General features: G+C 74.4%; 2 protein-coding genes and 1 pseudogene. 1 reads left to right on the forward strand and 2 read right to left on the reverse strand.

Annotated features, from left to right (window positions below; genetic code table 11):
* Nucleotides 1-609, reverse strand: a 609-nt coding sequence (locus tag D0D15_RS35705) for a class I SAM-dependent methyltransferase (RefSeq protein ID WP_208646218.1), incomplete at its 3' end; no start/stop codon positions are given.
* 80 nt (nucleotides 610-689) lie between these two features.
* On the opposite strand from D0D15_RS35705, the gene D0D15_RS35710 reads away from it, so the two are divergent.
* Complete coding sequence (locus D0D15_RS35710) at nucleotides 690-1,280, forward strand: TetR/AcrR family transcriptional regulator (protein ID WP_094006030.1); 591 nt, start codon at nucleotides 690-692, stop codon at nucleotides 1,278-1,280.
* Between the two features lies 1 nt (nucleotide 1,281).
* Here D0D15_RS35710 and D0D15_RS36775 read toward each other — a convergent pair.
* A pseudogene (locus D0D15_RS36775) lies at nucleotides 1,282-1,532 on the reverse strand (DUF6923 family protein); the annotation flags it as partial.

The raw sequence follows: 1,532 nt of genomic DNA on the forward strand, positions 1-1,532 counted from the left end.
GTCCAGCCACTCGTCCCGGGTGCAGGTCCGCTCCCGGTCGAACCGCCAGTGCTCCGGTTCGGCGAACGCGCCCGTCTCGCGGATGCTCGCGGCGACCCGTTCGAAACCGGCCCGGTGCATCTCCACCGCGTTGCCCGCCGGCTGCCCGGCGAACGGCGAATCGGGTACCACGCGGCGGAAGACCTCGGCGAAGACCTCCGCCACCGCGGGCGGCGATTCGAAGACGTGCGCGAACACCGCCAGCAGCCCGCCGGGGCGCAGCACCTCCCCCGCCTTGGCCGCGCCGGCGTCCGGGTCCACCCAGTGCCACGCCTGGCCGGCCACGACCGCGTCGAACACGCGGCCCGCCGGGTCCCACGCCTCGAACGTGGCCACCTCGACCTCGACGCCGGTGCGCCGCGCGAACTCCGCCATCCGCGCGTCCGGGTCGACGCCGAGCACGCGGCACCCGGCTGCCTGGAACTGCCGGGCCTCGATGCCGGTGCCGCACCCCACGTCGAGCACCGCGGGGCCCGGGCTGGCGGCGACGACGCGGTCGATCAACGCGGCGGGATACGACGGCCGGGCGCGGTCGTAGCGTCCGGCATCGGCACCGAAGGACTCCGCCATCTCGCGGGCTGCATGTGAAGTGGGCATGCGCCCACCGTAGTGGGCAGATGCCCACTACGGCAACGGGGACAATGGTCGTCATGCCAACCGGGGTGCACATCCGTGACGCGCGCCAGCAGCTGTTCGACGCCGCCGAACGCGTCCTGCTCCGCGACGGGGCGAGCGCGCTCACCAGCCGTGCGGTCACCGCCGAGGCGGGTGTGGCCAAGGGCGTGCTGCACCGGCACTTCGCCGACTTCGACGCCTTCCTCGCCGAACTCGTGCAGGACCGCCTCAACCGGATGACGGACCAGAGCGCGGCGCTGCGCGCGTCGGCGGGCACCGGCACCGTGACGGACACCCTGACCACGGCCCTGACCGAGCTGTTCGACCCGGTGGCGGTCGCGATCGTCGGCCTGGTGATCTTCCGCGACGAGCTGCGCGCCCGGCTCGGGCGTGGCCAGGGCATCCCGGTCCTCGCCGAAGCCGCCGCCATGTTCGCCGGCTACCTCGCCGAGGAGCGCGCGCTGGGCCGCATCGCCGCCGACGCCGACGTGGACTCGCTCGCGCTGTCGCTGATCGGCTCCGGGCACCTGCTCTTCGCCGACCGCGCGAACCGCCCGGACCCCGTGGCGCTCGGCCAGGTCGTGGAGACCGTCCTCGCCGACGCCGTGCAACGACGCCTGCTCTGACTCACCGGCTCAGCCGCCGCACCGCGATCCCCGCGCCGAGGATCAGCACCAGCACGGTGAACGACCACCCGCGTTTCTCCTCGGTCCGCTCCCGGGTGGACACCCGCTCCGCCGGTTTCTTCGTGGTCACCGGACGCCGGGGTTTCGTGGTGGACGGCGGTGGCGGGGTGACCTTCGGCGGGGGCTTCGGTGTCGTCACCGGCCGGGGCGGCGGGCTCGGCCCCGGCGGTGGCGGAGGCACGGGTGGTGACG

Source organism: Amycolatopsis thermalba, assembly GCF_003385215.1.
GTDB lineage: Bacteria > Actinomycetota > Actinomycetes > Mycobacteriales > Pseudonocardiaceae > Amycolatopsis_E > Amycolatopsis_E thermalba.

Coding starts and splice junctions, on each gene's coding strand:
- D0D15_RS35710 (WP_094006030.1), top strand. CDS start 690: ATGCCAACCGGGGTGCACATCCGTGACGCGCGCCAGCAGCTGTTCGAC.